General features: G+C 45.2%; 20 protein-coding genes and 4 tRNA genes. 17 read left to right on the top strand and 7 right to left on the bottom strand.

Annotated features, from left to right (window positions below; all coding sequences use genetic code 11):
* Positions 1-6: 6 nt before the first annotated feature.
* Together ydiJ and QWZ05_RS21200 are read left to right on the top strand one after the other, a co-directional pair.
* The gene (ydiJ, locus tag QWZ05_RS21205) at positions 7-3,057 is read left to right on the top strand and encodes a D-2-hydroxyglutarate dehydrogenase YdiJ (RefSeq protein WP_290300554.1); all 3,051 of its coding nucleotides are present in this window, start codon (positions 7-9) and stop codon (positions 3,055-3,057) included.
* A gap of 202 nt (positions 3,058-3,259) precedes the next feature.
* Positions 3,260-4,870 (top strand): S1 family peptidase, encoded by a 1,611-nt coding sequence (locus QWZ05_RS21200; RefSeq protein ID WP_290300552.1) that lies wholly within the window; start codon positions 3,260-3,262, stop codon positions 4,868-4,870.
* Between the two features lie 101 nt (positions 4,871-4,971).
* On the opposite strand, the gene QWZ05_RS21195 is transcribed toward QWZ05_RS21200, so the two are convergent.
* From QWZ05_RS21195 to yeiP, 3 genes are all read right to left on the bottom strand, one after another.
* Positions 4,972-5,697, bottom strand: coding sequence for a DUF3581 domain-containing protein (locus tag QWZ05_RS21195; protein WP_290300550.1), 726 nt, complete (start codon positions 5,695-5,697; stop codon positions 4,972-4,974).
* 139 nt (positions 5,698-5,836) lie between these two features.
* Complete coding sequence (locus QWZ05_RS21190; protein WP_264875342.1) at positions 5,837-6,154, bottom strand: HI1450 family dsDNA-mimic protein; 318 nt, start codon at positions 6,152-6,154, stop codon at positions 5,837-5,839.
* A gap of 4 nt (positions 6,155-6,158) precedes the next feature.
* Entirely contained in the window at positions 6,159-6,725 is a 567-nt protein-coding gene (gene yeiP, locus QWZ05_RS21185; RefSeq protein ID WP_264875343.1) for an elongation factor P-like protein YeiP, read from the bottom strand.
* A gap of 128 nt (positions 6,726-6,853) precedes the next feature.
* Between yeiP and QWZ05_RS21180 the strand changes: the two genes are divergently transcribed.
* Positions 6,854-7,612 carry a nucleotidyltransferase domain-containing protein gene (locus QWZ05_RS21180; protein ID WP_290300547.1) on the top strand — a complete coding sequence of 253 codons (759 nt, stop codon included), beginning with the start codon at positions 6,854-6,856 and terminating at the stop codon, positions 7,610-7,612.
* Here QWZ05_RS21180 and QWZ05_RS21175 read toward each other — a convergent pair whose 3' ends face one another.
* Entirely contained in the window at positions 7,613-9,976 is a 2,364-nt protein-coding gene (locus tag QWZ05_RS21175; RefSeq protein WP_290300545.1) for a DNA polymerase II, read from the bottom strand.
* A 276-nt stretch (positions 9,977-10,252) separates the two neighbouring features.
* Between QWZ05_RS21175 and uvrY the strand changes: the two genes are divergently transcribed.
* The 12 genes from uvrY to QWZ05_RS21115 all read left to right on the top strand — a co-directional run bounded on the left by uvrY (position 10,253) and on the right by QWZ05_RS21115 (position 20,775).
* Complete coding sequence (gene uvrY, locus QWZ05_RS21170) at positions 10,253-10,897, top strand: UvrY/SirA/GacA family response regulator transcription factor (RefSeq protein WP_290300543.1); 645 nt, start codon at positions 10,253-10,255, stop codon at positions 10,895-10,897.
* Between the two features lie 40 nt (positions 10,898-10,937).
* The gene (gene uvrC / locus QWZ05_RS21165; protein WP_264875347.1) at positions 10,938-12,803 is read left to right on the top strand and encodes an excinuclease ABC subunit UvrC; all 1,866 of its coding nucleotides are present in this window, start codon (positions 10,938-10,940) and stop codon (positions 12,801-12,803) included.
* Between the two features lie 47 nt (positions 12,804-12,850).
* Positions 12,851-13,408, top strand: a complete 558-nt coding sequence (gene pgsA, locus QWZ05_RS21160; RefSeq protein WP_264875348.1) for a CDP-diacylglycerol--glycerol-3-phosphate 3-phosphatidyltransferase — start codon at positions 12,851-12,853, stop codon at positions 13,406-13,408.
* 298 nt (positions 13,409-13,706) lie between these two features.
* Positions 13,707-13,780, top strand: a tRNA-Cys gene (locus QWZ05_RS21155).
* A gap of 3 nt (positions 13,781-13,783) precedes the next feature.
* Positions 13,784-13,859 (top strand) — tRNA-Gly (locus QWZ05_RS21150).
* Positions 13,860-13,934: 75 nt separating this feature from the next.
* Positions 13,935-14,021, top strand: a tRNA-Leu gene (locus QWZ05_RS21145).
* A gap of 37 nt (positions 14,022-14,058) precedes the next feature.
* Positions 14,059-14,134, top strand: a tRNA-Gly gene (locus QWZ05_RS21140).
* Positions 14,135-14,423: 289 nt separating this feature from the next.
* On the top strand, positions 14,424-16,058 hold the full coding sequence (locus tag QWZ05_RS21135) for a hypothetical protein (RefSeq protein WP_290300540.1): 1,635 nt from the start codon (positions 14,424-14,426) through the stop codon (positions 16,056-16,058).
* Positions 16,059-16,371: 313 nt separating this feature from the next.
* Complete coding sequence (gene pheS / locus QWZ05_RS21130) at positions 16,372-17,355, top strand: phenylalanine--tRNA ligase subunit alpha (RefSeq protein WP_290300538.1); 984 nt, start codon at positions 16,372-16,374, stop codon at positions 17,353-17,355.
* Between the two features lie 18 nt (positions 17,356-17,373).
* Positions 17,374-19,779: a phenylalanine--tRNA ligase subunit beta gene (gene pheT / locus QWZ05_RS21125; protein WP_290300537.1), complete on the top strand. Its 2,406-nt coding sequence runs from the start codon at positions 17,374-17,376 to the stop codon at positions 19,777-19,779.
* A 79-nt stretch (positions 19,780-19,858) separates the two neighbouring features.
* Positions 19,859-20,326: a GNAT family N-acetyltransferase gene (locus QWZ05_RS21120; RefSeq protein ID WP_264875352.1), complete on the top strand. Its 468-nt coding sequence runs from the start codon at positions 19,859-19,861 to the stop codon at positions 20,324-20,326.
* A 215-nt stretch (positions 20,327-20,541) separates the two neighbouring features.
* Positions 20,542-20,775, top strand: coding sequence for a hypothetical protein (locus tag QWZ05_RS21115; protein ID WP_264875353.1), 234 nt, complete (start codon positions 20,542-20,544; stop codon positions 20,773-20,775).
* A gap of 97 nt (positions 20,776-20,872) precedes the next feature.
* On the opposite strand, the gene QWZ05_RS21110 is transcribed toward QWZ05_RS21115, so the two are convergent.
* Together QWZ05_RS21110 and QWZ05_RS21105 are read right to left on the bottom strand one after the other, a co-directional pair.
* A complete protein-coding gene (locus QWZ05_RS21110; protein WP_290300534.1) occupies positions 20,873-21,649 on the bottom strand; it encodes a nucleotidyltransferase family protein in 777 nt (258 codons plus the stop codon).
* Between the two features lie 366 nt (positions 21,650-22,015).
* Complete coding sequence (locus QWZ05_RS21105; RefSeq protein ID WP_264875355.1) at positions 22,016-22,564, bottom strand: DUF1415 domain-containing protein; 549 nt, start codon at positions 22,562-22,564, stop codon at positions 22,016-22,018.
* Positions 22,565-22,918: 354 nt separating this feature from the next.
* Here QWZ05_RS21105 and QWZ05_RS21100 point away from each other — a divergent pair, with 354 nt between their 5' ends.
* The gene (locus QWZ05_RS21100; RefSeq protein WP_264875356.1) at positions 22,919-24,964 is read left to right on the top strand and encodes a hybrid sensor histidine kinase/response regulator; all 2,046 of its coding nucleotides are present in this window, start codon (positions 22,919-22,921) and stop codon (positions 24,962-24,964) included.
* 16 nt (positions 24,965-24,980) lie between these two features.
* Here the strand turns inward: QWZ05_RS21100 and QWZ05_RS21095 are convergent, their stop codons facing one another.
* A complete protein-coding gene (locus QWZ05_RS21095) occupies positions 24,981-25,211 on the bottom strand; it encodes a glutaredoxin family protein (protein ID WP_264875357.1) in 231 nt (76 codons plus the stop codon).
* A 108-nt stretch (positions 25,212-25,319) separates the two neighbouring features.
* On the opposite strand from QWZ05_RS21095, the gene QWZ05_RS21090 reads away from it, so the two are divergent.
* A complete protein-coding gene (locus QWZ05_RS21090) occupies positions 25,320-25,823 on the top strand; it encodes a YgjP-like metallopeptidase domain-containing protein (RefSeq protein ID WP_264875358.1) in 504 nt (167 codons plus the stop codon).

Here is a 25,823-nt window from a genome sequence, read left to right as displayed (position 1 = left end):
AAGCTTATGTTACCCAGACTTCATTCGACGACCGATGTCGATCCCGTCGTATCATCCTATCTATCGGCACTAGCGGCGAAAGGCTTTAGCGGAGATATTGAAACTCAATACTCAAGCCGTCTCGCGGTTGCCACTGACAACAGTGTCTATCAACAACTTCCGCAAGCCGTTGTGCACCCTAAAACCACTCAAGACGTGGTTTTACTGGGTAAAATCGGCAGTTTGCCTGAATTTGAACGTGTGACATTTTCACCGCGTGGTGGTGGAACAGGCACCAATGGCCAGTCTTTGACGAAAGGTATCGTGGTGGATCTTTCGCGCCATATGAACAAAATATTGGAAGTGAACGCGGAAGAAGGCTGGGTGAGAGTCCAGACTGGTGTGATTAAAGATCAGTTGAACGACGCGGTTCGTCCATACGGCTACTTTTTCTCACCTGATCTCTCGACCAGTAACCGTGCCACAGTAGGGGGTATGATCAATACCGACGCTTCAGGTCAGGGCTCGCTGAAATACGGCAAAACATCGGATCACGTACTTTCACTGCAAGCGGTGTTTGCTGATGGTTCAATGTTGGAGTCTGATTCGTTTGAGATAGACAGTGGTGATCAATCATGCGCAGCCAATGCTGCTTCGGTCACTGAGTCTGTATGTCGTGAATTTCGTCCACAGATTGAAGCCAAATTCCCACCGCTCAACCGCTTTTTAACGGGGTATGACCTCAAGAATGCGATTACTGAGCACGATGAGTTTAATTTGACTCGTGTGTTATGTGGCGCAGAGGGATCTTTGGCCTTTATCACAGAAGCGAAACTGAATCTGACACCGATCCCAGACGCACGTACCTTGGTTAACGTTAAATATGACACATTTGATTCAGCACTGCGTAACGCACCGCTTATGGTTGAAGCGCAGGCGTTATCGGTTGAAACGGTTGACTCGAGAGTTCTTAATTTAGCGAAACAAGATATTGTGTGGCATACCGTCAGTGATTTGCTGACCGATGTTCCTGGCAAAGAGATGCTGGGTATCAATATGGTTGAGTTTGCCGGTTCAAACCCTGAACAAGTGGCGTCGCAAGTAGAGGTGCTGATCAATAAGTTGGACCAGCAAATTGATCAAGGGCAGTCCGGTATTATTGGCTACCAAGTGTGTAATGACCTAGTAGGTATCAATCGCATCTACAATATGCGGAAAAAGGCAGTAGGTTTGCTTGGTGCGGCAAAGGGTAAAGCTAAACCCGTCGCGTTTGCTGAAGATACGTGTGTACCACCAGAAAACTTGGCGGATTTTATTGGCGAGTTTCGTGAGTTGTTGGATAAACAAAACCTCAACTATGGCATGTTTGGCCACGTCGATGCGGGCGTTCTTCACGTAAGACCTGCACTAGACTTGTGCGACCCGATGCAAGAGCAGTTGATGCACGAGATTTCTGACCAAGTAGTGCAACTGGTGGCTAAATATGGCGGCCTGATGTGGGGAGAGCATGGTAAAGGTTTCCGCTCTGAGTATGGTCCTGAATTCTTTGGAGAGGAGCTGTTTACCCAGTTACGTCGTGTCAAAGCGGCATTCGATCCATTGAACAAGATGAACCCTGGCAAAATCTGTACGCCGCTGGATAGCCAAGCGGAGTTGGTCAAAGTCACTGACACCAAGCGTGGTTATTATGATCGCCAGATCGAGGTGAAAGTCCGAGACAGCTTCAAAGCTGCCATGGAGTGTAATGGTAACGGCCTTTGCTTCAATTACGACACCAGTTCGCCGATGTGTCCATCAATGAAGGTGACAGCAGATAGACGCCAATCGCCTAAAGGTCGTGCGGGTTTAGTTCGTGAGTGGCTGCGTCAACTCTCTGAACAAGGCGTAGACATTCTCGATGTCGAGCAAGAGAGCTTACACAAGTTTGCGACGATCAAAGAGATGATCGAACGTGTTCGCAATTCTCTCAATAAGCGTCATGAATACGACTTCTCTCACGAAGTCTACGATGCCATGAATGGGTGTTTGGCTTGTAAAGCTTGTGCGTCTCAATGTCCGATCAAAGTCGATGTGCCGAGCTTCCGCTCACGTTTCCTCAATGCTTATTACAGTCGCTATCAGCGTCCGATTAAAGATTACCTTGTTGCCAATATAGAGACCTTGCTACCTGTGATGGGGGCGGTGCCACAGGTGACGAATGCCGTGCTCAAACAAGGCTGGGTGCAGTCACTCACCGAAAAGACGGTGGGGTATATTGACGCGCCTCTACTTTCAGTGCCCACACTTAAGCAAAGAAACGAAGCTTATGAGCTATTTGATCTCCAGCGTTTAAATGCGGTGTCTCCGAGCGAGCGAGACAACTATGTATTGATTGTGCAAGACCCATTTACGAGCTATTACGATGCCGATGTAGTGGAAGACTTTTGTCTGCTGGTTAAAAAACTCGGTAAAACTCCGGTCATGTTACCGTTCAAGCCAAATGGTAAAGCCCAGCATATTAAAGGTTTTTTACGCCAGTTTGCCAAGGGCGCGAAAAACACCGCGGCATTTTTAGAAACGGTCGCGAGCTTAGGTATTCCGATGGTGGGAGTAGACCCTGCATTGGTGCTCTGTTACCGCGATGAATACAATGAAATATTGGGTGAAACGCGTGGTGACTTTGATGTTCTAACCGCTCACGAATGGTTTGTACCTCGTCTTGAACAGTTTGACTCTCGCCTTGAACAAGTTGAGCAAAGAGGCTCGATTGAAGAGCCTTGGTATCTGTTTGCACACTGTACAGAGAAAACCAAACTTCCGAATGCAGAGAAAGAGTGGGGTGCTATCTTTGCTCATTTTGGCGCAGTGTTGAATACAGTTCCTGTTGGTTGTTGTGGTATGGCTGGCACCTTTGGTCATGAATCGGACAAACTACAGATGTCGAAAGACATTTACGGTTTGAGCTGGAAAGGCAATCTAGACTCATTACCAAAAGAGCGTTGCTTGGTTACAGGGTATTCTTGTCGCAGCCAGGTGAAACGATTTGAGGGAACCAAAACGTTGCATCCTGTTCAGGCACTGCTAAAACATCTCGCCTGAATTTATTAATAAAATCATCACTATAGTAAGCCGCTTTCTCATTGAAAGCGGCTTTTCTATACTTAAGGTATGTCTAATTTGAGACAGCAAAACGATTAATTGCGATTGGATCGCATTTAGTTGTTGAAATACCTGTAACCATGTTCACTGTTTTTTCGTACTCAAGTAGTATTGCGGCAGCGAAATGTCTAAGGATTGGAACATGAAACAAGTCAATATCCGACTGCCAATGGCGGTTGGTCTCTCTCTTTTATCTCTATCGGTCAGTGCGGATACCCCGAGTGCGCGCATCATTGATGGTACGCCAGCAGAAGACAATAGCTGGCCATTTATCGGTGCGTTGGTGCAAACTGGTTTTGCTGCCTCTCAAGGGCAAATCTGTGGTGCAAGTTATCTTGGCGGGCGCTATGTATTAACTGCGGCGCATTGCGTTGAAGGCACCAGCGCGGATGATATCGAACTGGTGTTTGGCGTAAATGATCTTGATGATGAAGCACAAGGGACGCGAATAGGTGTTACCAATATCTATATCCATGAGGGCTTTGAATCCAGTCAGCTTCTCAATGATGTCGCAGTTTTAGAGCTGCCGCGAGAGCTGGCGACCTCAGAAGCAGTGCCTGTCAACTTATCTCAATCAGGACGTTTAGATGAGTTATATATGTCAGGCGATGTCACTTTAACCGTTGCGGGATGGGGGACCACCGTGCCGAATGGCGGAACAGTCCTTCCTGATAGTCTTCAGCAAGTCGATGTGAAGTTAGTCAGTTATCAAGAGTGTAATGATGTTTATGGGAGTGTCCCAAGTCAAAACTTTTGCGCAGGTACACCGACAGAAGGGCAAGACAGCTGCCGCGGTGACAGTGGTGGTCCCATCATCGTCAAAGAGACGGGTGAGCAACTTGGATGGGTAAGCTGGGGCGATCAATACTGTGGCCGCGAAGGCTCTTATGGTGTGTACGCTGACGCGGGATACTTTGAAGGGTGGCTCAGTCGATTTACTAGCGGGTTGAGCTACACCCAAAATGAGCACATTGGTTATCATGAGTTCGGCACACTGACGCATCAATTTAGTTTTAAAAATACCGGTACCAACCCAATTACGTTCTCAGCCGCTCAATTGAGCGAGCTTCAAGGAAGCACTACCTCAATCGTCAACAACACGTGTTCAACTCAGTCGCTATTGTCGAATGAAAGCTGCGTGGTAGAAGTTCAGCTTGCGATAGATGAATATCGAGAATATCAAGCAGAGCTCGCTTTAGATTACACGATAGGCAGTGAGTCATATTCGATTACAAACAATGTGACCTATGAGGGGATAGAGCAAGCGTCATCGGCGTTACGTGATGTGCTAACGTTCGATTTTGATGAGGTTTATGTCAATGACAACCCTTGGGTAGCGATAGACGGCGGCATTCAGTCTGCCACTATTGGAGATAACCAACGCTCAGTCGTTGTTATTGAAGGTATCCCACAGGGCTACTTGACCGTCGATGTGGAAGTGTCGAGTGAAAATGGCTTTGATGAACTAAGAGCGAGAATAAATCAGACAGATCTTGAGCCGCTCTCTGGAAGCGAAGCATTTTCTACCCGCTTGAGCTTATTGCAGAGCAGCAACACCCTACGCTTAGAATATGTGAAAGACGCTTCAACCTCATCAGGAGATGACAGAGCGGTGTTAACCAACATGCGATTTAGCCAAAATGCCACGGGTGGTATCACACCGGTGATCAGTGAGGGTAGCGGTGGTGCACTTTCACCTTATTGGTTGTTGTTGCTGAGCATTCCTTTGCTTAGACGAAGAAGAAATCTGTGACACATACAGTATAAAAATAACTCGGTGTAAAAATAAAAAGAGAGGCACGATCGTAATCATGCCTCTCTTTTTTTCATTTAATTAGTCGTTGAGTTGTCGGTTTAAGCTGCTTGCTCAACTTGTCTAAGAAACGACGCTTTACGCTCATTAAACTGAGCAACAAGATCGGTGACGGCTTCTTGAGAGTAAGGCTTTAATCCGCTCGCGATCATGCGCTTTTTGCCATTACCAATCACTTGGCCATCTTCTTTGAATTCGAAGTTCATCGTTACTACGCCACGCTTACCTTCTACTTCAAAGGTAGCGCCAGTAAATTCAACTTCAGGGTGTGTGATATCTAGTCGAGCAAACTCCACTTCCATAGATTCGTAGATAACCAATGGACGTTGACAGTTGATCATCATCTGCTGCTCTTCCATAAGAGGAACCATGATGTGAGGGAAGTTCATACCCGAAAACTTTACATAAGCTTTTACGACGTGTTCGATCAGTTCTTGATTACGGCTAATCTCCCCGCTACGAGTCATGTTTAGGTAGGCTTTACCTTGGTCGTCAACCACACTTGCTTGCGTGTCGTTTTGGTCGCTAATTGAAAGAGCAACGCCATCGTTGACCATTCCGGCAAATTCGATGCGCATGTTTTGGCTGATCCCTTCTTTTTGCAACAGCACTGAGAAAAGCAAATCGCCTGGCACACAGAAGCGTTTACTGTCTTCATCGTGAATAGGGTTGAAGTCGCCTGCGACGAGTTTAGCAAAGTGACTCGCTTGCTGGCGTGAAAAAACGATGTGCTGATCTTGTTGTGTAAAGTAAGAGTCTAAAAACATAATTCGCGTTAATAATCTTCTGATGATTGAGGGATTATAACCAGATAATCTTGGTAAATGGTCTATCCAGTGTCATTTTGATGACAAGGATGAAAAAAGAGGCACGAGGCCTCTTTCGAAAAGTATGAAATTAGACGAGTTAATCGCGTTTCCACAACATATGGCAGAACTTATTATCAGGGTCACGGCTCACTAGCATACGAGCGAAGACATCATCTAGCGCGTCATCTGCTTCATTCACCAAGCCGATACGTACTTCGGCAAAAGTGTCATCCACTTCAAAGCCAACATGCTCAACCCAATCATCACCTGTTTCAACAACTTCGGCTGCGCCACGGTCGTCAAACTGAGCGGTGAATAGAATCACATCAGCAGGTTCTAGATTGTCTGGTGCCATTTCTAAAAAGATATCGTAGGCTACTTCGATAACATCGTCTAAAGAGATCAAATCGCTCATAATATTAAGCTCGGCTCATGTATTTGCGTTCTGCAGTGTTCACAACAATGCGATCACCGGTCGCAATGTATTCAGGAACTTGCACAGTTAGACCTGTTGGTAAGCGTGCTGGCTTAGTGCGTGCTGACGCAGATGCGCCCTTAATTGAAGGGTCAGTTTCTTCGATAACCATCTCAACAGAAGATGGCAGTTCAATGGCCACTGCCGCACCGTCAACCAATACGATATGTAGACCTTGGATCTCTTCAGTGATGAACAGTAGGTCGTCTTCGATGTCTGCTTGTTTGAATGTGTATTGAGTGTAGTCTTCATTGTCCATGAAGATATACTCATCGCCGTCAACGTAAGAGAAAGACGAAGCACGCTTGTTCATTTCTACTGTGTCAACCACGTCATCAGATTTGAAACGTTCGTCAACACGCGCACCTGTGTTCAGGTCAGTACAGCGCAGTTTGTAAATTTTAGCACCGCCACGACCGCCAGGAGTCGTTACTTCGATGTCTTTAATCAATAGGGTTTTACCGTTAGATTCGATTGCGAATCCTTTTTTAAGTTCACTTGCCCTTGGCATGGAAATTACCTCTTGTTATAGATGTTGCTAAGTATAACCCCGACAATTGAGATTAGGAAATACTTGAAGAATACACGGTTCTGATTCACCATTAATTATCTGATATAACAATAACTTTATGTTGATTAATGCTTGCTCAATCTCAGTTCGAATTTCAACCCGACTTTCAACCCGCTGTCGAAGATGTATTGCGCTTCTTTAAGGCAGGGCTCGGCACCAACCTTCATAGTGTCTATGTCTATGGCAGCGTGGCGCGTAATGAGGCTGTTTCTGGTCAATCGAATTTAGATATTGTTGTGGTCACGCATCGACCCTTTGAAGATAACCGTACAACCTTGCTAAACACGATTCAATGGCGCTTTCAGCGTGGATTTCCTCATGTTAAAGGATTGAATGTTAAAGTGGCTTTGGCAAAAGAAGTCGCAAGCTTAGAGAGCATTTTTTCATGGGGTTTTCTGCTTAGGCAGTGTAGTGAATGTATCTATGGCGAAGATCTTGGTGAGTGCTTTGGCGATTACGAGCCGAGTTGGGAAATTGCCAAGTTTTGGAACCATGATGTGGCTGAGTGGGTCAAAACCTATCGCTTGAAAGTCGCAAAGGCGACAACAGCAGCCGAACAATCTCAAGCCCAAGTCATTATCGCTAAAAAACTGCTGCGAGCCAGTTACAGCCTAGTTATGCATAAACACAAACGCTGGATTGATTCTCCCGTTGCGTGTGGCGACGCGTTTTTACTCTCACACCCAGAAAAACAGCTTGAGATAGAACGCTTAGGGATTTTATTGAGTGGTCGCGTTATTCCCAAGCGTTCCGTTGTTGGATTGATTGATGGTTTCGGTCAGTGGTTGGTCAAAGAGTATCAGCGTACCGAGTTTAAAATCGGCTGATCAAAACAGCCCCAATTGTGGTTCACTGAGCTGCTTAAAATCATACCCTGCAAAAGGTAATATGGCTTCTGCAACTGGCTTTAACTGCTTGTCGATGTAGTGCTGATAGTCGAGTGCACTCTCCACGTACTCTTTTGGCTCTGGCCCATTTACCGTGATCAGATATTCAATTCGTCCTCGATTTTGATATTGAAGAGGTCGACCTAACTGGGCGTTCTTTTCATCAGCGATTCTCGCGGCTCTCACTTGCGGTGGAATATTTTTTTCATACTCATTTAATTTTCGTCGCAGTCGCTTTTGATAAATGAGCTGGTGGTCAAACTCACCGGCTTGAGTGCGTTCAACTATCTCACGCACGTAGTCAGAGGGGTCTTGATCATGAAAGACCATCATATAAAGCTTGTGCTGAAACTCTTGTGCAAGTGGTGTCCAGTCCGAACGAGCGCTTTCTAATCCTTTAAATACGATTTTTTCGTCGCTGCCTCTATCTATTAATCCTGCGTAACGTTTCTTAGAGCCTGTTTCTGACCCACGGATAGTAGGCATGAGAAACTTCTTGTAATGCGTTTCATACTCAAGCTCAAGGTACGATTCGATACCGAAGCGATCGGCGAGATCTTGTTTCCACCAGGCGTTAATCTCGTTCACGAGTTGCTGGCCAATCGCGTCAGCGTCATGTTGTGAGTATGCGGCATTGAGTGCAACAAAAGTGGAGTCGGTGTCACCATAGATCACTTGATAGCCACGTTCTTCTATGAGTTTCTTGGTGGTTTTCATAATTTCATGTCCGCGCATGGTGATGCTTGATGCCAGACGAGTATCAAAAAAACGACAACCGGAAGAGCCGAGTACACCATAAAATGAGTTCATGATGATTTTCAGTGCTTGAGAGAATGCCGCATCTTGGTTTTGCTTCGCCACATCCCGCGCTCGCCAAATATCTTCCACCATCTTGGGTAGGAAGTGCTTGCTACGATGGAATTGACCGCCGCGAAACCCTTCAATAGCGGTATCTGCATGATTCCCTATGGGAAGCTTTAGTCCTTCAATTAGTCCGAGAGGGTCAATAAGGAACGAGCGAATAATCGACGGGTAGAGGCTTTTATAATCGAGCACCAAGACGGAATCATACAAATTAGGTAGAGAGTCCATTACATAACCGCCAGGTGAGGCTATCCAATCCTCTGGGTGCATGTTTGGGGCAACATAGCCAGCACGATGAAGTTGCGGCAAATAGAGGTTGCTGAAAGCCGCAACAGAGCCTCCGATACGATCAAGCTCGAGCCCTGTGAGTTTCGAGCGCTCTATCGCGAAATCGAGTAGGTGAGTGTGCTCAAATATCTGATTGACTAAGACGCAATCCTGCAGGTTGTATTTCGCCAATGACAGCTTATCGTGAACGAACATTTGGTTGATCTCGTCCATGCGGTCGTGCACGTTGTGGATGGCTTTACCTTCCCCTAATAATTCTTGAGAGACCGACTCGAGAGACCAAGAACGGAAATGATAGGTAGCAGATTTAAGCAGATCAATACCATCAATTACCACACGTCCAGGGATGGAGATAAACCCTTGTTGGTTATTGCCTGAACGAAAGAATGCGTTGCGTCCCCCACGACCAATAGACAGTGGCACTTTGTTCCATTGTGCACGTCGGTCTAACAACCTGAAGTCAAAATCAATGACATTCCAGCCAATGATAATGTCGGGGTCAAATTGCTCAAACCATTGATTGAGTGCAACAAGCAACGCTTTCTCATCTGCGACCCATTCAATAGCGGTCTCAATACTCTCTTGAGGTGCGCCCACCATGATCACGCGGCTGTCGCGTTCGCAATCTAAGCCGATGGAATACAAGAGACCTTTTTCAGAGCACTCTATATCTAACGACACGACGCATAGGTTAGGCTTGTATTCTCCTGCGCGGCATTGTGCTTGTCGCACCTGCGAATAACGATTTCTGATTTGCTGTCGACCCGTAAATTCAATACTACCCTTAATAAAGCGCTCCATAAGAAAGCGGTCTGCTAAACGTATATCCGCTTCAAAGGTTACGATGTCATTCTGTTCTAAGAGTTGAGCAGCAGCTTGTGATTGGGCGATAGTGGAAAAGTAGCAGGCACATAAAGGGGCTTGTTCGAAGCTTTTTAGGGCAAGCGCTTTGAGTTCACAGCGTAGGTTGTGTTCAGCAATCAGCGACTGAGCCTTATTCATTGACGCTTGGTGAATGAAGAACGTTGGTCGTTCGCCTTCTATTTCTATTTGCATTGGACCATCGTCGGTTGAAACCCAAAGCTCAATAGTGGTTTTCTGACCCTTGTCGCGTGCTTGTCGAGTTAATACGAACCCTTGCTGAATGCTCAATAGAAGTCCTAATTATGTATTGATTGGCGTGGCGGTTTGGATACTAACAAACTTTTGATCGAACGTGATACTTTTCAGTATAACCCTTTGCTACGAAAGGTTAAAAAGGGCACGCACGACATAATTAAATAGTATTACTTGCCAAACCTTGCATTTAGGAGCATAGTCGATGCAAGCAAATTCTTTCCAATTAGGTTAAAATGGCGAACCAAACTGCTATCCACTCCCGAGTGGTTGCAGAGCCAAGCCAACAATTTAGAGTGTGGAGATACAAGAGTGATTAGTGTTTTCCTTGTAGATGATCACGAGCTGGTTCGCACAGGGATACGACGTATTATTGAAGACGTCCGTGGAATGAACGTAGCAGGGGAAGCTGAAAGCGGTGAAGATGCAGTGAAATGGTGTCGCAACAATCATGCTGACGTCGTTTTGATGGATATGAACATGCCAGGTATCGGTGGTTTAGAAGCGACGAAAAAGATTTTGCGCTTCAATCCAGATGTAAAGATCATAGTACTAACAGTACATACTGAAAACCCGTTTCCGACCAAAGTGATGCAGGCAGGAGCCGCAGGTTATCTCACGAAAGGTGCCGGACCGGATGAAATGGTGAATGCCATTCGCGTGGTGAAGAGTGGTCAACGCTACATTTCACCTGAGATTGCGCAGCAAATGGCCTTGAGTCAGTTCTCACCTGCGTCTGAAAACCCGTTCGACGACTTGTCAGAACGTGAGTTGCAGATCATGATGATGATTACCAAAGGACAAAAGGTGACAGATATTTCAGAGCAATTGAATCTGAGCCCAAAGACTGTCAACAGTTACCGCTACCGCCTATTTAGTAAACTCGATATTAGCGGTGATGTTGAATTGACACATCTGGCGATTCGACACGGTATTTTGGACGCCGAGACCTTATAGGATGACAACAGACCGCTGAACCTCAGCGGTCTTTTTTATTATGCCAAACAGCGACATTCAACTACCTTCTGGCGACGTTACGCCATTTGATTCCTCTGCTTTCCTGAAAACGGTGACTAGCCAACCGGGTGTTTACCGAATGTATAACCAGCATTCAGAGGTCATCTATGTTGGAAAAGCGAAAGACCTTAAAAAACGTCTTTCGAGTTACTTCCGCAAGAAAATAGACAGCGAAAAAACCAAAGCACTTGTCAGTCATATTGTGAAAATTGATGTGACGATCACGCACACCGAAACCGAAGCCCTGATCCTAGAGCACAATTACATTAAACAGTACTTGCCCAAGTACAATGTGCTGCTTCGAGACGACAAATCATATCCGTATATTTTTCTCAGTGGTCACACGCATCCGAGGGTCTCAATCCATAGAGGGGCTAAAAAGAAAAAAGGTGAATACTTCGGGCCGTATCCTGATTCGGGAGCTGTGCGTGAAACCTTGCATTTGGTGCAGAAAATTTTCCCTGTACGCCAGTGCGAAGACACGGTTTACAGTAACCGAACTCGCCCTTGCTTGATGTATCAGATTGGACGGTGTGCCGGACCTTGTGTATCGAGTGTCATTTCTACTGAAGACTATGATGAACTAGTTGGGGATTTAAGGCTTTTTCTGCAAGGTAAAGATCAGCAAGTGCTGAATTTGCTGGTGGAAAAAATGGAAAAGGCCAGTATGGCGTTAAAATTTGAAGATGCCGCTCGTTATCGCGATCAGATTCAGGCGATACGTCGTGTCCAAGAGCAGCAGTTTGTTTCAGAAGATAGCATGGACGATATGGATGTATTGGGTTTTGCTATTGAAAGTGGTGTGGCGTGCGTGTACATATTGATGATTCGCCAAGGGAAAATCTTGGGCAGTCGTAGCCATTACCCGAAAATCCCTGCAAATACGGACAAAAGTGAGGTCTTTGACAGCTTTTTGACTCAGTATTACCTAGCACACAATGAAGCGCGCACACTGCCGTCACGCGTACTGCTTAATGCAGGGCTCAGTGATGAGTTAGAGTCGATTCAGCAAGCGGTGAGTCAAGTTGCGGGCAGAAAAGTGCATTTCCAATCTAACCCAACAGGAACACGCGGGCGCTATCTAAAACTTGCCAATACTAATGCGTTAACGGCGATCACCACCAAGATCAATCACAAGATGACCATTAACCAGCGTTTTACCGAGTTACAAGAAGTGTTGGCGACAGAATCTTTGACCCGCATGGAGTGTTTCGATATTTCCCATACCATGGGTGAGAGTACGATAGCTTCATGCGTTGTGTTTAATCGTGAAGGACCATTGAAGCAAGAGTATCGTCGCTACAATATTACTGGGATCACCGGAGGCGATGATTATGCCGCGATGGCGCAGGCGTTAGAACGTCGTTATTCAAAACAACTCGATGTGGACAAGATACCCGATGTGATTTTTATTGATGGTGGCAAAGGGCAATTGAACGCTGCACTCTCAACCATTAATAAGTTTTGGGAGGACTGGCCAAAGCGTCCTACCTTGGTGGGTATCGCAAAAGGTGTTACGCGTAAGCCCGGCTTGGAGACACTCATTACCGATCATGGTGAAGAGTTTAACTTACCTTCCGACGCCCCGGCGTTGCACTTGATGCAGCATATACGTGATGAGAGCCATAACCATGCAATTGCAGGTCACAGAGCGAAACGTGGAAAAACACGTCGAACCAGCGCGTTAGAGCATATTGAAGGCATAGGACCAAAGCGTCGACAAGCCTTGTTAAAATATATGGGTGGTTTACAAGAACTTAAGCGCGCGACTGTTGAAGAAATCGCCAAAGTGCCAGGGATTAGCTATTCTTTGGCAGAAAACATTCATCAAGCATTGAAAGAATAGCAAAAATCTCGCAACATAAACGCGAAACCGATCAGAGCCGTATAATTATGCCGTTAAACATTCCGAATATTCTTTCATTGCTACGACTATTTTTGATACCTATTTTTATCGTAGCGTTTTATCTGCCGTACAGTTGGGCGCCGTTTGCTGCTGCCATGATTTTCTTTGTAGCAGGCGTAACAGATTGGCTAGATGGAATGTTGGCGCGCAAGTTAGGGCAAACCTCACGGTTCGGGGCTTTTATTGACCCAGTCGCAGACAAAGTCCTCGTGGCAGCCGCTCTGATTTTGATTACCGAGCATTACCACAATATTTGGATTACCATACCTGCAGTCACTATGATTGCTCGTGAGATCATCATCTCAGCGCTAAGAGAATGGATGGCAGAAATCGGTAAACGTGCCAGCGTTGCGGTCTCTTGGGTCGGCAAGGTAAAAACAGTGTCGCAGATGTTCGCCTTATGGGTATTAGTGTGGCGATATGATGACTGGATGATTTGGTTAGGTTATGGTGCCTTATATGTCGCGACTATTCTAACTTATTGGTCAATGGTTCAGTATCTCGCCGCGGCCAAAGACGATCTGCTTGACGAAAAAAACATGTAAAAGAGAGCGAACCGAAAGGTTCGCTTTTTTTATTCCTCAAGTAAGGGGAAAGTCTAAGTTTACACGCTTGGTGTTACGGCGATAGGCGAGTGTAGTAACGACTTTCTGGTAACTCTTTTCAGTGGTATGCCGTTGTTCTGCGGGCTTTCTATACAAAATGTGTGATTTTTATCACTTTTGTGCGGATATTGTTCAAACGAATAAAAAAAACAAAAAAACGTTTGACTCGAAACTCGGTTTCCGTAAAAATGCATCCCGTACCCAAGAGGAGCAGTTAAGTTTCTCAAAGTGGTTTGAAGGCGTGTTGGCAGAGTGGCTATGCAGCGGATTGCAAATCCGTGGACCTCGGTTCGACTCCGGGACGCGCCTCCATTTGCGACACTAGCTCAGTTGGTAGAGCGCAACCTTGCCAAGGTTGAGGTCACGAGTTCGAACCTCGTGTGTCGCTCCAAATTTTTGTGATAGCGATTCCTTAAAGGGTCGATATCAAGGATGGTGTCAACCATCGCAAAACCAAGTTTTGCGTGCCCTGGTGGTGGAATTGGTAGACACAAGGGATTTAAAATCCCTCGACGTTCGCGTTGTGCCGGTTCAAGTCCGGCCCGGGGCACCATCTTATAATATGTTGTGAAGTTGATTCACTGCATTATGCGACACTAGCTCAGTTGGTAGAGCGCAACCTTGCCAAGGTTGAGGTCACGAGTTCGAACCTCGTGTGTCGCTCCAAATAGTCAAAAGGCCCGCTCATTTGAGCGGGCCTTTTGCGTTTTTAACTTGTCTTTTTTTCGCTTGTTTAGTCAAAACAGGCAAATCAGACTTAAACCCTCTTTGCACTCGTTACACATTACCCTTCTCTCATGCTTTTTTAATCACTTGTGACTTACTCATGCTGAAATCAGGCTTAATATTGGCTTTTTAGTGGAATTTAATGATGTTTCATTAAGAATCTCCAAAGAATAAGCATAAGTAGGCTTTGTTCGACTCAATTTAAGTCGAGGTCAAAAGGAGTGTTGAAATGAGAGCTGTATATATGGGATTAACCGCTGCATTGTCACTGGCAGCACATGGCACCCAGGCGCAAGAACCCTATTATATGGGATATGTAGACAGTAGTATGCCCCCGGCTTGGGGCCAAATTGATAAAACAGGCATTACGTTTTTGCCTAACGATGACCTGTACCCGGTGTTCTTACCCAACGACATTATGACCCGCTATCAAGAGGGGCAGGCGTTAGTCAGTGATGTGCGTTGGACATTTGAAGCGATCTATCAAATGTACCAAACCGAATGGGAGGCTCAACCGAACATTGATACTGAACAAGGTAGACAAGAGGCGCTCGCATATCTCCTTGATGATGTGGCATGTGAAGCGCTGCCGGAAGAAGAACCTCTAAGTAATTTCTCCTCCACAAACACAGAAGGTAGCGTGCTCAACCTCGAGCTCGACACTTGTATACAAGATGAAAAAACAGCGACCTATCGCTTGAGGACATTTGTTCCAACGGTACCTGGGGCAACTTATTCGTATGAAGTTAAGTATCGTCAGGTGAAGCCAAGCAGCAACAATAATGATGGGTATCATGGAGGGTGGTATCACCTGCTGAAGAAGATGAAATCTCACTGGTATAAGTTTAGCTGGGGTCATTGGAGTAAGTCACAATACAGTTACTCTAGCTGGATGTTTAAAGGCTGGGATGACGATGATGATCACTACTCGAAAAAGAAAAAGGGTAAAGGTTACGGACATTGTAAGCATGAACACAAACACCATGGTCACAAATACAGTTTCTTTAGACACCACCATTGGCACCATTCCGAGCACTGCAATCAAGATAATGAAGTGGCAGCACCAAACTTGTTCTTGCGCATATCCGGTAATTTGAACTATTTGCCAACCGAAGAGCAATCGGGAGATGTCATTGAAGATGGTTTTATTACCAAGAGCTTTATCTATACCGCTGATGACTTTTATACACCCATTTATATCAGCAAGGATGGGGTTATTGGGAGTAATAAAGTACTACTTAGATCCTTTGTTGCGACAGAGGTTGCGAGTAATTCGCGAGAGGAGAGTTGTTTAAGCTACTACCCGGAAAATAGCGCTGGTGCGAAGAATTGCCTAATTGGTGAAACGCCCCCGGAGCAGCTTGGATGTGACCTGAGTGAAGCTGCATTAACATGGCGTGAAGGCACGCTAGACCCGGCTGATATTGGTGTATTCAATACCACAAAAGAGAATGCCTTCAGTACAACAGATGACCAATATCTGGCTCTTGGTGTCGGCGGTGATTTTGTGATTGGTATTCGTGATAATGGTTACCGAGCAGCATGTCCGGTAGAGGGAAAAACCTTGGTGATTGAGGAGAGAGGTACGAGCTCCGACGTTGAAGTTGGCTTGGTAAAAATTCGATTCGCACTTTGTGATAATGAAGCGTTAAATGGTGTGTATACATTGCTATCGAATCAATCAAACATGGATGCACAAACGTTTACCAGCGGACAAACTTTCAGTCATACCTTTGGTACAGGGTTTGAAGGTTGTGCCGTTGAAGACATTCGTATCCAAGATGGAAGGGGAATATACGGTGTTGGCGCCGTGGATCCTTACGATGATACGGGTATTGACATCTACAAGGTTTCCCTGAATTAAATTCAGCTGGAACTTGTTCTTGATCTAGACGAATCATCGTTAATAAAAACAATTCCATTGAGCCCGAGACAATTCTCGGGCTTTTTTTATGGATAAGTGCTTTTGTGGTGCGCTTTTAACCGAATTGACATTGGATTTCTAGACGTCTTTCGCTACTATGTACAGCTACTTGAAAAACCGGAAATCCGCTTTGAAACCGAAAGGGGTCATTGTTGGAAACGTTAGTTATTCAGTGTCGAGCGATTGATAATTGGAACTAATGAACACTACCACTTATGTCCATTGCATGTGGATATAGGTAGATGAGGAAACGATGCAACATCTAGAAGAGATCATTGCTAACGCGAACGGAGCAATCGAAGCTGCAGATTCGTTAGTCGCACTTGATGAAGTGCGTGTTCAGTATCTAGGTAAAAAAGGTGAGCTAACGGCTCAGCTTCAAAGCCTAGGTAAACTACCACCAGAAGAGCGCCGCAGTGCTGGTCAAGAGATCAACAAAGCGAAAGGCGTTGTTCAACAAGCTATTGCAGCGCGCAAAGACGCACTACAACGTGCAGAACTAGAAGCGAAGCTAGCAGCAGAAACAATCGACGTGACTCTACCAGGCCGTCGTATCGAGAACGGTGGCCTACACCCTGTTACTCGTACTGTTGAGCGTATTGAACAGTTCTTTGGTGAGCTAGGCTTTAACACTGAGTCTGGTCCTGAGATTGAAGATGCATTCCACAACTTTGATGCACTAAACATCGCAGAAGATCACCCAGCGCGTACTGACCACGACACGTTCTTCTTTAACCCTGACCTAATGCTGCGTACTCATACGTCTGGCGTTCAGATCCGTACGATGGAAAATGGCAAACCACCATTCCGTTTCATCGCACCAGGCCGTGTTTACCGTAACGACTACGATCAAACGCACACGCCAATGTTCCACCAAGTGGAAGGCATGCTAGTAGACGAAAACGTAAACTTCGCACAGCTAAAAGGCATCTTGCACGATTTCCTATGTAACTTCTTTGAAGAAGAAGTTGAAGTTCGTTTCCGTCCTTCTTACTTCCCATTCACTGAGCCTTCAGCAGAAGTAGACGTGAAAGGTAAGAACGGTAAATGGCTTGAAGTTCTAGGTTGTGGCATGGTTCACCCTAACGTACTTCGCAGCGTAGGCATCGATCCTGAGAAATACTCTGGTTTCGCATTTGGTATGGGCGTTGAGCGTCTAACCATGCTTCGTTACGGCGTGAACGATCTTCGTGCGTTCTTCGAGAACGACCTTCGTTTCCTAAAACAGTTCAAGTAATCCAGGGGATACATCACTATGAAATTTAGCGAATCTTGGCTTCGTGAGTGGGTAAGCCCTGCGGTATCGACTGACGAACTTACACACCAAATCACAATGGCGGGTCTAGAAGTAGACGACGTACTACCTGTTGCTGGTTCTTTCACTGGCGTTAAAGTAGGTAAAGTGGTTGAGTGTGGTCAACACCCAGACGCTGACAAACTACGTGTCACTAAAGTAGATGTTGGCGCTGAAGAACTACTAGACATCGTTTGTGGCGCATCAAACTGCCGCCTAGGTATCAAGGTTGCGGTTGCGACTGTTGGTGCTGTTCTGCCAGGCGATTTCAAAATTAAAAAAGCAAAACTACGTGGTCAACCATCACACGGCATGCTGTGTTCATTCTCTGAACTAGGTATCGATGTTGAATCTGATGGCATCATGGAACTAGCAGAAGACGCAGCAATCGGCACTGATTTCCGCGAATTCCTAGGTCTTGACGATGTAACTGTAGACGTAGACCTAACAGCAAACCGCGCTGATTGTTTCAGCATCCGTGGTTTAGCTCGTGAAGTTGGCGTTCTAAACCGTGCTGACGTCACAGAGCCATCAGTTGAAGCGGTTGCAAACACTATCGAAGACGCAGTATCTATCGAAGTGAAAGCACCAGCAGCATGTCCACGTTACCTAGGTCGTGTGGTTAAGAACGTAAACGTTCAAGCTGAAACACCGCTATGGATGCAAGAGAAACTGCGCCGTTGTGGTATTCGCTCAATCGACCCAGTAGTTGACATCACTAACTACGTTCTTCTAGAGCAAGGTCAACCAATGCACGCATTCGATCTCGCGAAGATCGAAGGTGGTATCGTGGTTCGTCTGGCAGAGCAGGGTGAAAAACTGACGCTGCTAGATGGCAACGAAGCAGAACTAAACGCCGATACTCTCGTTGTAGCAGATCACAACAAAGCACTTGCTATAGCAGGTATCTTTGGTGGTGAAGAGTCTGGTGTAACAACTGAGACGAAAGACGTACTACTTGAGTGTGCATTCTTCGCTCCAGACCACATCCGTGGCCGCGCTCGTAGCTATGGTCTACACACTGATTCTTCAATGCGTTTTGAGCGTGGTGTGGATTTCGCACTACAAACGAGCGCAATGGAGCGTGCAACAGAACTTCTTGTTGAGATCTGTGGCGGTGAAGTAGCCCCTGTTGTTGCAGTAGAGTCAGAAGCTGACCTACCAAAAGCAAACACAGTATCACTACGTCGCACTAAGCTAGACAGCCTACTAGGCCACCACATTGCTGATAGCGATGTTGTTGAAATTCTAGAGCGTCTTGGCCTAACTGTAGAGACTACAGACGCAGGTTGGACTGCGACAGCACCAACATGGCGTTTTGATATCGCAATCGAGCAAGACCTAATTGAAGAAGTTGGCCGTATCTACGGTTACGACAACATCCCTAACCAGCACCCAGCTGCAGCACTTAAGATGCACAACCACGTTGAAGCGGATCTTCCACTTAAGCGTGTTCGCAACCTACTTGTTGACCGTGGTTACCAAGAAGCCATTACATACAGCTTCGTTGAACCAGAGCAGCAGAAGCTGGTTGTTCCAGGTGTTGAGCCGCTAATCCTGCCATTCCCAATCTCAGCGGATATGTCAGCAATGCGTCTAGGTCTTATCCAAGGTCTACTAAACACAGTGGTTCACAACCAGAAACGTCAACAGCCTCGTGTTCGTCTATTCGAATACGGCCTACGTTTCATCCCTTGTGAGTCAGCTGAAAATGGTATGCGTCAAGAGCCTATGCTTGCAGGTGTTATCGCTGGTACTCGCAGTGAAGAGCACTGGGATATCGAGACAAACACAGTAGATTTCTTCGATCTGAAAGGCGATCTAGAAGCAGTTCTTGAGCTGTCTGCGAACGAAAAAGCATACTCTTTTGCTGCACTATCTGCAGAAGATAAAGCGGCAAACCCAGCCCTTCACCCGGGTCAATCTGCGGCAATCATTGTTGATGGCAAGCAAGTTGGTGTGATTGGTACTGTTCACCCAGAACTCGAGCGTAAGTTCGGTCTTAACGGTCGTACTATCGTATTCGAAGTAGAGTGGTCTGCAATCAACACGAAAGTGATCCCAGAAGCGGTTCAGCTTTCTAAGTTCCCATCTAACCGTCGTGACATCGCGGTAGTTGTTGATGAAGCTGTGGCTTCTGGCGACATCGTTGCAGCGTGTCTAGAGCAAGGTGGTGAGTTCCTGAAAGATGCGAAACTGTTCGACGTTTACGTAGGTAAAGGCGTTGAAGAAGGTAAGAAGAGCCTAGCAATCGCCCTGACACTACAGTCAGTTGAGCGCACGCTAGAAGATGCAGACATCGCTGGCGCGGTTGACGCTATCGTTGCTCACGTCTCTGAGAAGTTTGGTGCTTCGCTACGTGACTAATTAACTTACAGTAGTTAATCTTTGAGAGGCCCTTATGCGTTTGCAGAGGGCCTCTTTGTTTATTGGGGGAGAAAATAATATGATTCGATTAAATGATTACTGCTCAGATAATGCAAACGATCTTTGGGGTATCTATTTTCACACCATCCGTCATATCAATATTCGTGATTATTCGTTAGTTCAAGTGGCAGCGTGGGCACCTGCTAACATTGACCCAAAGAGATGGCTTAATAAGATGGAAGCTATTAAGCCTTTTATCGCTAAAATTGATGGTAAACCGGTGGGTTATGCTGATCTCCAACAAGATGGTTTAATTGACCATTTCTTTTGCCATCATCTATTTCAGTCAAAGGGAGTGGGTAGAGCACTAATGGTTCATGTTGAACAACAAGCCAAGAAGCGTGGAATTTCACGACTCTACTCACACGTTAGCATCACTGCGCGTCCTTTTTATGAGCGTATGGGCTTTGTCGTTGTAAAGGAACAGCTGGTGGAAGTAAGATCGCAACACTTGAGAAATTTTGTGATGGAAAAACGCCTTAAATAAACACTTAGTTTACATAAGAGAGCGCTTTTGTTAAAAGTAATGATGGGATTGGCATTGCTGATTTGTTTTATTATAATACAAATGAGTGATCGAGGTAGCAGAAACGCTGCTTAAAACCTCGTATCATTACTTGGTCATAATGCGTTTCTGAATATCCGTTCTTGTTCAAAGACCTACGTGACAAATGACAAACGAAAGATATAAAAGGTAAGTTGGTGGAAAAGTTTTTTACTGCACTCGAACAGCTAGGTGTGTCTTACACGCCTACGCAAGAAAAGCGTGACTCCCTTTTATGGGACGGCACAGTTGCACACAATGAGTCTGAGACAAATGTTTGGATTCGTTGGTGTGAGGAGTTTGAAGAACCGGTGTATTGCAGCTTTGGTTTTCAGAGCTACTGCCATGCGCTGTTCATTCGTAAAAACTTCGATCAAGCGTTCCCAATTTAACGTTTGATCCTGCTTTGCTGACCACTCCCCCCGTCAGCAAAGCCAATAAACAAAAAGAGCTCACCTTTGTGAGCTCTTTTCTTTTGTCAGACATTTGTTATGCAGCGGCAAGGTGAGTTGTAACATACGGCTGCCACGCTGCTTGATAGAGATCCTTAGATTGATACCTTAATCGCTTCATTTGACGGCTCTCTAGTTCAGTGAGCTCTCGGTCTTCACTGGCAACTAAACGCTCGATTTTCTGTACCTGCTCATAAATATCATGCTCAGGTCCGTTTTTGACATCAGCAATGGCACTAAGGTGCAGTTGAACTTCGGCGATGATGTCTGTTTTTGGTAACTGTACTAGAACATTCAAATCGCGATAGCCAGAAGCGGTTGGCTTCTTAAAGCGGTTTTTCACTTTGACAACGGTCGCCTCGCGCTCAAGCGCTTCGTAAACATCCATTAGGCTTTCGATATCATGAGCGACAATCGTTGCTCGAGCCAGGTCGGTAATTCGCTCTACTTTTCCATCGAGCTCATAAGCAATCTTATCTTGAGCGCGGTGTTGAGACTTCACACCTGCGAAATAGGCTTCTGATGAAGTCAGTAGTGCCGTACTCTTACAGAGCGTTTCTAGCTCTGATTGAGCTTGGTGCGCTTTGCTGTAAAGCACATCAAAGTCAGAGTATGGCTGCAGTGGGGTGACATCGTGGTTCGGAATGCCATAGAGGCCGCTCAGACTGTGTTTGAATTTTTTAGAACATACCTCACCTTGGCTATTGCTTTGTTTGGTATTGTCATTGTTTGGAGTAGTGGGCAGCGCGGCAAATGCCGGAGCGCGAGTCAGCATTAAAAGTGTTAGTGCTGCTGCGCGAAAGAATAAGCTCATCGGCTCTCCTGTTTTGTAACGACTCAAAAACGGTGTAGTTAAAAGACTGAGTTCGACAAAATTGGGCGCTTACTTGATTAATGGGGGTGGTTTATTGAATCCCAACCCTCTTTGAATTCTTTCGTTATAGATTGTGCTCTGTCTCACACTGTTATCACATCAACACTAACTAAGTGATTGTTTACCTTTGATTAGAGCTGTGAAATGGCCGGAAGTTCAAATCCAGATGTAACAGAGTGTGTGATTAGTCTACCTATTTAGGGGAGGGTGTCTAGGGGCTTTACGTTGACTTACAAAGCCTCGCACAAATTATGTTATAAGCAGCCCATAAAAGGCTGCTAACTGGAAGGTCAATTATGTTTGTGATTAAACAGGTTTATACAAATATGGAAAAATTGCTGCTTTTTGCTCATGCGTGAGAGATTCTATTCGAGCAATGTTGTTGTCTGGAATTTGCTCTGGGTCTGGGTAGTGTTTGAGTACCTTCTCCATACTCTCCTCACGAATCAGATGAAAGATAGGTAGAGGTGAACGATTGGTGAGGTTTTCGTCGTCTTCTGGCTTGGCACCTGCAAAACAGTAGTCGGGGTGAAAAGTAGCGACTTGATAGATACCGTCCCAATTTTGCTGACTGATAAGGCCTTCAACCCAATCGATGAAAAAGTTGTAGTCGAAAAAATCAGACAGCATATTAGGAACAACAACCAGAGTTGTTTCGAGTTCCTGGGCATCCGTTTGATCAAGGTTCATTAACTCCTGATAGATATCCTCAAGTAGCTGCTCCTCTCGTTTAGCTTGTGAAATGAAGATTTTTATTTGATCGAGTTTACGCGGTTTCGCGGCGAACGGGCACAAATTAAGGCCGATGACGGCTTTGTCTAACCAGTGCCACACCTGTTGCTCTGTTTTGGTCATAGTGTCTCTTTTGGGGCTGATTCTTTGTTTTAATATCGAGGGTGCGTATTTGAGCCTCTTAGTGTTCACAATACTAATGCAAATTACTACTAATCAGTAGCGTTGATTTAACAAAAAACAACGTAAAATTAGCGTTTGTGAACCAACATTGTTAAGTCCTTGTGCAACACATTTTAATGAGAAGGATGGTTTTAAATTCATGATTTTATTATATAAAATATTGGTTATGGAAAGAGTAAAGATTAATTATTATCAACAATCAATATTTGATCTGTTTCCATTGAGATAGGCAATAATTGCTGCTATAACGTGGCGTTCAATTGGCCCCGAATGGGTGGAGTATCGACGCACTTTATGGACGCAATTCGCAAGGTTTATCAGTATGCACAGCCTAACTTAACGCTGATTAGCTGGATGGGCATTCTCGGGTTTCCTCTCTATTACATCGTTTGGGAATACCTTTTCCCACAACCGTATGAAAACCTACCTCTAAGGTTATTTTGCTCTGCCTTTTTTGCGTTAGTACTATTTCGCGACCAACTACCAGTGCGTCTCAAACAATATAACGATGTAATCTATCAAGTCGCGATCACTCTCGGGCTGCCGTTTTTCTTCTTCTTTATGCTATTGATGAATGATTGGTCGTACGTCTGGGTGATGTCATACATGTCAGCGATTTTCCTGCATATTTTGTTGGTTCACATGACCCGTGTGGTGTTCGCGCAAGCGATAGTGGCACTGTCTAGCGCGGTATTGTTCGCTTGGATAGCCAAAGGCTATCAATTCGATATGATGGTTGACTGGGCCCATTTGCCGATATTTTTATTCGTCTATGTATTTGGTAATTTGTGTTACTCCCGAAACCAAGATGAACATGAGACCAAAACCTCTCTGGCAAAATCATTTGGTGCAGGTATTGCCCATGAAATGCGTAATCCATTAAGTTGCTTATGCAGCTCTATAGATGTTATTCAATCGACACTTCCTAAACCATCAGATGATGAAAATGAGCGTTACTCATTGTCGAAAGAAGACTTATCGATGCTTAGAGATGTCAGTGATGAGGCGATGAAAATTATCTACGCTGGCAATGATACTATCGATTTGCTTTTAACATCGATCGATGAAAATCGTGTGTCTAGGGCGACGTTTAAGCGTCATTCTGCTCACGAAGTCATTGCTGGTGCAGTTGAGAGCTTCAGCTATAAAGGTCGGTTTGAAAAGCGAACTATTCACCTAGCCGTGAAGAACGACTTTCAATTTTTGGGCAGCGATACACTTCTTAAATACCTGATGTATAACCTGTTTAAAAATGCTTTTCATCATCGCAAGGTTGAAACACTGCGTATTGATGTCACCATTGAGGCAGGAGCACAAGGCCACCGCATTATTGTAAAAGACAACGGTAATGGTATAGCCCCAGATGTATTGAAGAATATCTATCAAGACTTTTACACGACAGGAAAATCTGGCAGTTATGGTTTAGGACTGCCATTTTGTCGTAAAGTGATGAAATCGTTTGGAGGTAAGATTCATTGCACTTCAGAGTTAGGTAAAGGAGCAACGTTTACTTTGTCACTCCCTTCACTCGATTCTGATGCTAGTCGCAATATCATGAAAGATCTAACCAGCTTAAAGTCAATTTTGACGATCTCAGATAGACCGCTGATTTCAACACGTGCTTGGTTATTGGCCGCGAGACTCGGGTTTAAACCACAAACCATCACGTTCAATGAGGCGCTCCAGCGTCAAGAACACGAATTCGAGTATGACCTAGTTTTCATTGATCTTGATTCTCCGTCATTGAGTAATCAAGATCTGATTGATTTGAAACGATTATTGGAGTTCACTGAAGCGCGGATCGTCTTGTTATATCAAGCGGATGACAATGCCCACATCAAGATGCAGTTCTCCAACCAAGTTTTCGTTAAAGAATCGGAGTGGCAAGATACCCCAGACCAACTTTTAGAGAATCTGCTTTTTGATAGTGATTTTGTTGCCACCGTCCCTCACGTAAAACCGGTAGAAATGACAGGAAAACGAACGGTGATGCTGGTCGACGACAATACTTCGGTTCGTAAGCTGACGAGGTTATTACTCGAAAAGCAGGGCTTTAGTGTGATAGAAAAAGAGAATGGCCAACAAGTAATCGAGTCGTTTGGGTTACATCATGTAGACATGATTTTGATGGATATTGAGATGCCGGTGATGGATGGGATTGAAGCGACTAAACAGATTCGTGCCTCTAATCATGCGAACTCTCTAGTGCCGATAATTGCACATACCGGAGATAGCTCTCAAACGACGCTCGATAAAATCGAAACTGCAGGAATGAATGATTACATTGTTAAGCCCGCAAATGTAGCTCGTCTTTTCGACAAGCTATCTCATTGGGCTTAACTTGGGATAAAACCGGTTACTTGCCGTTGTAGATCTTGTTGAAGTTACCTATGTTCCAACCAATCATAATTCGATCACCGATTTTTAGTACCGGCACTGAGCGAGCGCCAATCGCATCAAGCTCCTTGCGACCACGTTGCATCTTTGCGTTGGTCAGGCGGTATTTGATGCCTTGAGAGTCAAGGTAACGCTGGGCATCTTTACAGTGAGGGCATTTGTCTTTTACGTACAGTACAACACGCTTCATAGCATACTCGGTTTAAAATCTGGGGCAGGGAAGTGTAAACCCATTTATGGCTGAAAACTACCTTCAGATAAGATAAACTCCCGCCATGACTGACTCGCATTGGCTATTATGAGTACCTCTATTCGTTATATTCAGGGTTATCCTGATCATCTAGTTTCACAAGTCCAATCACTTATTGATAGCGGCCAGCTTATATCGAATTTTCAACGTCGATACCCTAAACCACACAAGATTCAAAGTGAAAAAGCGCTGTTTCAGTACGTTAATGATATTAAACAGCGTTATATGAAAAAATCAGCACCGCTAAGTAAGGCGGTCTACGATGCTAAGATACACTTGGTGAACAATGCCCTTGGTCTACATACCTACGTGGCTAAAGTGCATGGCAACCGTGTGGTGTCAAAAAATGAAATCCGTATCGCGAGTATGTTTAAAAATGCGCCAGAGCCACTGCTGCGTATGCTGGTGGTTCATGAGTTGGCCCACTTTAAAGAAAAAGAGCACAACAAAGCGTTCTATTCTTTATGTTGCCATATGGAGCCGAGCTATCATCAGCTTGAGTTCGATGCACGCCTGTTCTTGATTTGTGAAGAGTTGAAGAGAGCACAATGA

It is taken from the genome of Vibrio agarivorans, from assembly GCF_030409635.1.
Lineage (GTDB): Bacteria > Pseudomonadota > Gammaproteobacteria > Enterobacterales > Vibrionaceae > Vibrio > Vibrio agarivorans.
Note: the sequence above shows the minus strand (reverse complement) of the source record. Positions and strands in the feature narration are given on the sequence as shown.